Origin of the sequence: Myxococcus sp. CA005 (assembly GCF_006518205.1) — a bacterium.
Classification (GTDB): Bacteria; Myxococcota; Myxococcia; order Myxococcales; family Myxococcaceae; genus Myxococcus; species Myxococcus xanthus.
Genome location: NZ_SRLV01000058.1, coordinates 46,220 through 52,759 on the forward strand (window position 1 = coordinate 46,220; position 6,540 = coordinate 52,759).

At 69.2% G+C, this 6,540-nt stretch carries 8 protein-coding genes; 7 read left to right on the top strand and 1 reads right to left on the bottom strand.

Annotation, left to right across the window (positions count from 1 at the left end; genetic code table 11):
- Positions 1-134 precede the first annotated feature (134 nt).
- The 7 genes from FMQ63_RS24010 to rpoZ all read left to right on the top strand — a co-directional run bounded on the left by FMQ63_RS24010 (position 135) and on the right by rpoZ (position 6,018).
- Positions 135-542 (top strand): hypothetical protein, encoded by a 408-nt coding sequence (locus tag FMQ63_RS24010; protein WP_011554866.1) that lies wholly within the window; start codon positions 135-137, stop codon positions 540-542.
- Complete coding sequence (locus FMQ63_RS24015; RefSeq protein ID WP_011554867.1) at positions 539-1,318, top strand: DUF4384 domain-containing protein; 780 nt, start codon at positions 539-541, stop codon at positions 1,316-1,318. The genes FMQ63_RS24010 and FMQ63_RS24015 overlap by 4 nt, the downstream gene beginning before the upstream one ends.
- Complete coding sequence (locus tag FMQ63_RS24020; protein WP_011554868.1) at positions 1,315-1,677, top strand: hypothetical protein; 363 nt, start codon at positions 1,315-1,317, stop codon at positions 1,675-1,677. Before FMQ63_RS24015 ends, FMQ63_RS24020 begins: the two co-directional genes overlap by 4 nt.
- A gap of 87 nt (positions 1,678-1,764) precedes the next feature.
- Positions 1,765-3,039 (top strand): AmpG family muropeptide MFS transporter, encoded by a 1,275-nt coding sequence (locus FMQ63_RS24025; protein WP_011554869.1) that lies wholly within the window; start codon positions 1,765-1,767, stop codon positions 3,037-3,039.
- A gap of 164 nt (positions 3,040-3,203) precedes the next feature.
- A complete protein-coding gene (locus tag FMQ63_RS24030) occupies positions 3,204-3,836 on the top strand; it encodes a DUF1036 domain-containing protein (protein ID WP_225909371.1) in 633 nt (210 codons plus the stop codon).
- Between the two features lie 94 nt (positions 3,837-3,930).
- Positions 3,931-5,568 (top strand): phosphoglucomutase (alpha-D-glucose-1,6-bisphosphate-dependent), encoded by a 1,638-nt coding sequence (pgm, locus tag FMQ63_RS24035; RefSeq protein WP_011554870.1) that lies wholly within the window; start codon positions 3,931-3,933, stop codon positions 5,566-5,568.
- Positions 5,569-5,781: 213 nt separating this feature from the next.
- Positions 5,782-6,018 carry a DNA-directed RNA polymerase subunit omega gene (rpoZ, locus tag FMQ63_RS24040; protein ID WP_011554872.1) on the top strand — a complete coding sequence of 79 codons (237 nt, stop codon included), beginning with the start codon at positions 5,782-5,784 and terminating at the stop codon, positions 6,016-6,018.
- A 15-nt stretch (positions 6,019-6,033) separates the two neighbouring features.
- Here the strand turns inward: rpoZ and FMQ63_RS24045 are convergent, their stop codons facing one another.
- Positions 6,034-6,513: an NUDIX hydrolase gene (locus FMQ63_RS24045; protein ID WP_011554873.1), complete on the bottom strand. Its 480-nt coding sequence runs from the start codon at positions 6,511-6,513 to the stop codon at positions 6,034-6,036.
- Positions 6,514-6,540 lie beyond the last annotated feature (27 nt).

The following is a 6,540-nucleotide window of genomic DNA, read 5'->3' on the forward strand; positions in this document are numbered from 1 at the left end:
CCTACAAGCATTGTGATTCCGGACGTTTCGCGCACCCTGCAGGCGCCTTTTCCGTTTTCCGGCCGAGCTGTGTCCATGCAGGCAGACACGCTGCTGCACGGCCCGCCGGGGGCCGTTCGAAGGGAACGAGGACCATGCTGCGCAAGAGCTTGCTGTGTGCCGCCCTGCTGGTGACGGGCTGCGACAACGCGACGAGCGACGAAGGCACCTTCCGGGAAGGACTGCCCTCCCAGGCGATGGTGGAGATGCGCTCGCCCTCCAGGAACAACGGGCAGGGACTGACGGCCTTCTACGGTGAAGGCCCACAGGCCGAGTACTATCCTGAAGGCCATGGCGGGCAGGAGGCCATGGAGACGCCGGACCTGGTGCGCCGGTTGCTGGTGCGCGTGGACGTGGAGACACAGGCGGCCGCCATCCACTCCCACGTCGATGGAATGACGTTGGAAGAAGTGGCCGCGCTGGTGAGCCGCTCGGTGCCCACCCTCCGCAAGCGGCGGGAGCACTTCGCGGCGCTGGGTGGAGAGGAGCTGAAGGTCCCATGAGTGCGCACGAATCGGAATGGACACTGCGCCGCCTGAGCGCCGGAGAGCTGGCCGCCACCGAAGCCGCCCGCGTCCAGGCCCATGCGGCCTCGTGCGAGACCTGCGCCCAGGCCCTGCGCGGCATCCAGAAAGCCCAGACACGGTTCGAAGCGGAAGTCCCCTTCGAGCGCTTCGAGGCCAGCGAGGAGCAGGCCCTGCGGCGGCAGCAGGACTCCGCCCGGCCACCGCCGCGCCGCTGGGTGGCGACGACCGTGGCCATCGCCGCGTCGCTGCTGGTGGTGGTGCTGGTACGCCCGCTGCTGGACTCCACTGCGGAGTCGGGCGCCATCGTGGGACTCAACCGACTCAAGGGCGGCGCGACGGCGGAGCTGCTCATCGGAGGGGGGCTGGGGCCGCAGCGGGAGGCCATTCCGGACAGGCCCGAGGCGCTCGACCTGGGTGAGCGGGTCATCGTGGGCTACAAGGCGGGGACGCACCGCTACGTGGCGGCGTTGTCGGTGGACGCCATTGGCGAGGTGACGCCGCTGTATCCGGAGGCGGGCGCCAGCGCCCCCGTGGCACCCGGCAGCGGACAGCACTGGCTGCCCGGAGGCTGGGAGTTCACCGGCTCCGGAGATGAGCGCGTCATCGTCGTGCTGAGTGACGAGCCCCTGCCCCAGGAGACGCTGGTGGAAGCCGCCCGGCGCGCCTTTGCCCAGGCGGATGGCGACGTCGGCCGGATGGCCGAACTGGAAGTCCCCGGAGCGCAGACGCACTGGGTGCTGCAGAAGCCATGAGCCGTCTGCCCGGCCTCACGCGCGCCCTGGCGCGGGTGCTCGCCCTGACAGCGTCCGCCGCGGACGCGGACACGCTGCGCCGCTTCGCGCTGGTGGCCGGCGATGACCAGGGCGGCGCCGACACGCGTCCGCTGCGCTTCGCTCGGGACGACGCCGGGAAGATGCATGCGCTCCTGCTGCGGCTGGGCGACACGAGGCTGGGGTTCGACGACCTCAAGCGCTGGCTCGCGGAGCCCTCCTCGAGCATCCGCATCGCCATCCTGGATTCATGCCGCGCTGGCGCGATGACACGCACCAAGGGCGCGCGACGGGCCCCGGACGGCCGGGGCATGGCGGTGCTGGACGTGCTGGCCGGCTAGGAGGACAGCCGAGCGGACATTCCCGCGCATGAATGGTGACGTGCGGGGTGGATTCTCTATGCTGGCCGCTGTTCTCCCGCGCCCTCCATGTCCAAGCCCTCCATCCTCGAAGTTCTCAAGAGCCCGCGCATCTGGCTGCTCGTGGCCGTTGGTTTCGCCTCGGGCCTGCCCCTGTGGTTGACGGGCGTCACGCTGTCCGCGTGGATGAAGGACGAAGGCGTCAACCTGAAGACGATTGGCGTCTTCGGCCTCGTGAGCATGCCGTACACCTTCAAGGTGCTCTGGGCGCCGTTGATGGACCGCTACACCCTGCCCTTCCTGGGCCGGCGGCGCGGGTGGATGCTGGTGACGCAAGTGCTGCTCATGGGCGCCATTGCCGCCATGGGCCTGGTGAATCCCAAGGACGCGCCGGTGACCATGGCCGCCATGGCCGTGCTGGTGACGTTCCTGTCCGCCAGTCAGGACATCGTCGCGGACGCGTGGCGCACGGACATCCTCACCGTGGAGGAGCGCGGCCTCGGCAACTCCACGTACATCACCGGCTACCGACTGGGCATGCTCACCGCTGGCGCCCTGGCCCTGACGCTGTCGGACATCGCCGGCTGGTCCCAGACGTACTTCATCATGGGCCTGCTGATGGCCGTGGGTGTGGTGGCCACGCTCCTGGCCCCTGAGCCCCAGGGCTCGAAGCCGCCGCGCAACCTGACGGACGCGGTGGTGAAGCCCTTCGTGGAGTACTTCACGCGCAAGGGCGCCGTCGCCGTCATCCTCTTCCTGGTGCTCTACAAGCTGGGAGACGCCATCGCCGCCGGAATGGTGACGCCCTTCTACAAAGAGCTGGGCTTCTCCAACACGGAGATTGGCGCGCTCAGCAAGGGCCTGGGCATGGTGTCCACCATCGCGGGTGGACTGCTGGCCGGCGTGCTGATGGTGAAGCTGGGCACGCGGCGCAGCCTCTTCGTCTTCGGCGCGGCGCAAGCCCTCACCAACCTGATGTTCATGGGGCTGGCGCTGGTGGGAAAGAACGACCTGATGCTGGCGGCCACCATCACCGTGGACAACCTCTGCGGCGGTCTGGCGGTGACGGCCTTCGCCGCCTACCTGATGTCGCTGTGCCACAAGAGCTTCAGCGCCACGCAGTACGCGCTCCTGTCCGCGCTGGGCACGGTGGCCAACCGCCTCATCTCCGCCTCCTCCGGCTACCTGGCTGAGTGGCTGGGCTGGCCCACCTTCTTCGCCGGCACCGTGCTGCTCGCCGTGCCCGCGCTGGTGCTGCTCGCGTTCCTTCCGGAGAACGCGGCCACGCCCTCCGACGAGCCTCCAGAGACGGCCCCTGCCTCGCCGAGCGTCTCCACCGCCTGAGCGGAATCCGTGGCGCGCGGTCCGCCACGCCAACGCCAGACAAAGACAGACAGGGCCCAGAAGCCTTATCTGTTCACCAGCGCACAGGCTGGCGCCACGCGCCTAAGTCGGAAAGACCCGCCATCCTAGGATGCAGCGGCTCTTCCATTCCCAAGGGGGGATTCGTGGCGAGACCATCCGAGCAGCTCCTGATGAACCGGCGGTGGATCCTTCGAGCAGGCACACTGATGGGCCTGGGTGCCGGTGGCCTGTCCACCGCGCGCGCCCGTGGCCTGGAGCCCCATCCCACCGGGGCGTGGGGCGATGCCCCGTCGCGTGAAGTCGTCCTGGCCTCCCGCCAATGGGACGGGCTCGCCGGACACCCTGGCGTGAACGCCTCCCCAGGGCTCATTCGGACGCCCTACGACACCGAGCCCGCTGCCGCGGCAGACCCGGGCGCCGGGCTCGCGAGCTCGTTCCAGCTCCATTTCCGGAACTCCTACGGCCATCGAATCTGGATCTGCATCTCGTTCTACGACCCGGCCCGGTGCGGCGCCTGGGGCGTCTGGGGAACGCGGGGTTGGTGGTCCATCGACAATGGGCAGTCGGCCTACGTCCTCAACACGACACACCGGCAAGCCTACTTCTACGCCGAGGCCGCCAACGGCGCGTTCTGGGCCGGAGACGCCCACGCCATTCATGCGCCACAGACGACTTTCGACTCCTGTCTGTGGAACCAACGGATTGGTGACCGCTACCTGGGGATGCGCCCCGTGTACATCAGCGCGGACGTCTACACGCAGAACCTCACGCCCTGAGCGTCGGCGCCGCGTCACCGGAGGATGTAACGCGGTGCACGCTCGCCAGAATCGTTGAGCCTTCCGCCGTGGGGCATGGCTATGTTCCGCGGCCATGGCCCACCCGCTCGCTGGCAAGCCCCCTCCGGAAGACTTCCTCATCGACCCCGAGAAACTGCGCGCCGCGTACTTCTCCGGCCGGCCCGACGTGGACGTGCCGGAGCAACGCGTGGCCTTCGGCACCTCCGGGCACCGCGGTTCCTCCGCGCGCAACAGCTTCAACGAAGGCCACATCCTCGCGGTGACGCAGGCCATCTGCGAGTACCGCCAGCAGCAGGGCATCGACGGGCCGCTCTTCCTGGGCATGGACACCCACGCCCTCTCCTCCCCCGCGCAGCAGACGGCGCTGGAGGTGCTGGCGGCGAACGGCGTGCAGGTGCGCTTCACCGACGGCGCCACGCCCACGCCCGTCATCTCCCACGCCATCCTCACGTACAACCGCGGCCGCACGGCGGGGTTCGCGGACGGCATCGTCATCACCCCGTCCCACAACCCGCCGGAAGACGGTGGCATCAAGTACAACCCGCCCAACGGCGGCCCCGCGGACACGAACGTCACCTCCGTCATCGAGAAGCGCGCCAACGCGCTGCTGGGTGCGGGCAACGAGGGCGTCCAGCGCATCCCCCACGAGCGCGCGCGCACCGCGCCCACGGTGAAGCCGTACGACTTCATCACCCCGTACGTGGAGGACCTGGGCACCGTCATCGACATGGAGGCCCTGCGCGGTGCGAAGCTGCGCATCGGCGCGGACCCGCTCGGCGGCTCCAACGTCGCGTACTGGGAGCCCATCGCCACGCGCTACGGGCTGAACCTGCACGTGGTGAACCCCACGGTGGACCCGACGTTCCGGTTCATGCCGCTGGACCACGACGGGAAGATTCGCATGGACTGCTCGTCCCCGCATGCCATGGCGAACCTGGTGCGCCTGAAGGACGCGTATGACATCGCGTTTGGCAACGACGCGGACTCGGACCGGCACGGCATCGTCACCCGCAGCCTGGGGCTGATGAACCCGAACCACTACCTGGCGGTCGCCATCGACTACCTCTATCGCAACCGGCCCGGCTGGAAGCCCGGCACCGCGGTGGGCAAGACACTGGTGAGCAGCAGCCTCATCGACCGCGTGGCGAAGGACCTGGGCCGCCGAGTCGTCGAGGTGCCGGTGGGCTTCAAGTGGTTCGTGGACGGGCTGCTGGACGGCTCGCTCGGCTTCGGCGGCGAGGAAAGCGCCGGCGCGTCGTTCCTCCGCCGAGACGGCACGGTGTGGACCACCGACAAGGACGGCATCATCCTGGACCTGCTGTCGGTGGAGATCCTCGCGCGCACCGGAAAGGACCCCGGTGAGCACTACCAGTCCCTGGCGGCGAAGTTCGGCGCGCCGCACTACACGCGCATCGACCAGCCGGCCACCGCCGCGCAGAAGGCCGCGCTGAAGAAGCTGTCCCCGGAGGCGGTGAAGGCCACCACGCTGGCCGGTGAGCCCATCCTCCAGCGCCTCACCCGCGCGCCCGGCAACAACGCGGACATCGGCGGGCTCAAGGTGGTGGCGGAGAACGGCTGGTTCGCCGCGCGTCCCTCCGGCACCGAGGACGTCTACAAAATCTACGCGGAGAGCTTCCGCGACGAAGCCCACCTCCAAGACATCCTCCAGGAGGCGCGCGCCATCGTCGGCGAGGCGTTCGCGTCGACTTGAGCGGCGTGGCGGAGGTGCTGCTGGGCGTGGACCTGGCCATCCTCCACGCGAGCGGGCTGGCAGCCGGGGCCTCGTCGCCCTGTTCATCGCCGTCTTTCCAGCCACGGGCCGCCCGCCCGGCTGCCCTCCGGTGCGTCCTTCCTTGACTCGCCGGGGGGTGCTCTTTAGGTTCAGAGGCTTCCAGTAGCCCCACCGAAATCCGAAGGACGTTCCATGGCTCGCGTTACCGTCGAAGACTGCCTCCCCCTCGTCGACAACCGGTTCGCGCTGGTGCTGCTCGGCGCCAAGCGCGCGCGGCAGCTGATGGCGGGTGCCCGCCCCATCCTCGAGCAGTCCAAGAACAAGCCCCCCGTGCTGTCCCTGCGCGAGGTGGCCACCGGCCGCGTGAAGTTCGACCGTGACGTGCGCGAGGCGCTGTCCGGCAAGTACACGGGCGACGAGCCCAAGTAGTCCCCGCGGTTCCCTTCAGCCCCCTTCCTTCCCGGCAATGCTCACCGGGGAGGGGGCTTCGGGGAGCAGGCCCTGGGAGCGCAACCAGCGCACCGCCCGCGAGGCAACGGCCTTCTCTCCTTTGTAGCCCAGCAGTGGCACCAGTTGGACCACCGGCACCCAGCGCACCTCGTCCACCTCGATGCGCGGTCCCGGCAGCGGCCCCAGCTCCCCCTCCTGATAGCGGAACAGGAAGAAGTGGACGCGCTTGAAGATGCGCTGTCCGCGGAACTGGTACACGTAGCGAATCTCGCCCAGCGGGGCCATGAGCGACACGGACAGCCCCGTCTCCTCACGCACCTCGCGGCTGGCCGTCTGCTCCGGCGACTCACCTGGGTCCACGTGCCCCTTGGGGAGCGCCCACAAGGTGCGGCCATGGGGACGGATGACGACCACCTCCCAGTGGCCGGCGCTCTCCCGGATGACGACACCTCCTGCGGACGCCTCGCGTGGCATACCCGCCCACCCTACCCGATACGGAAG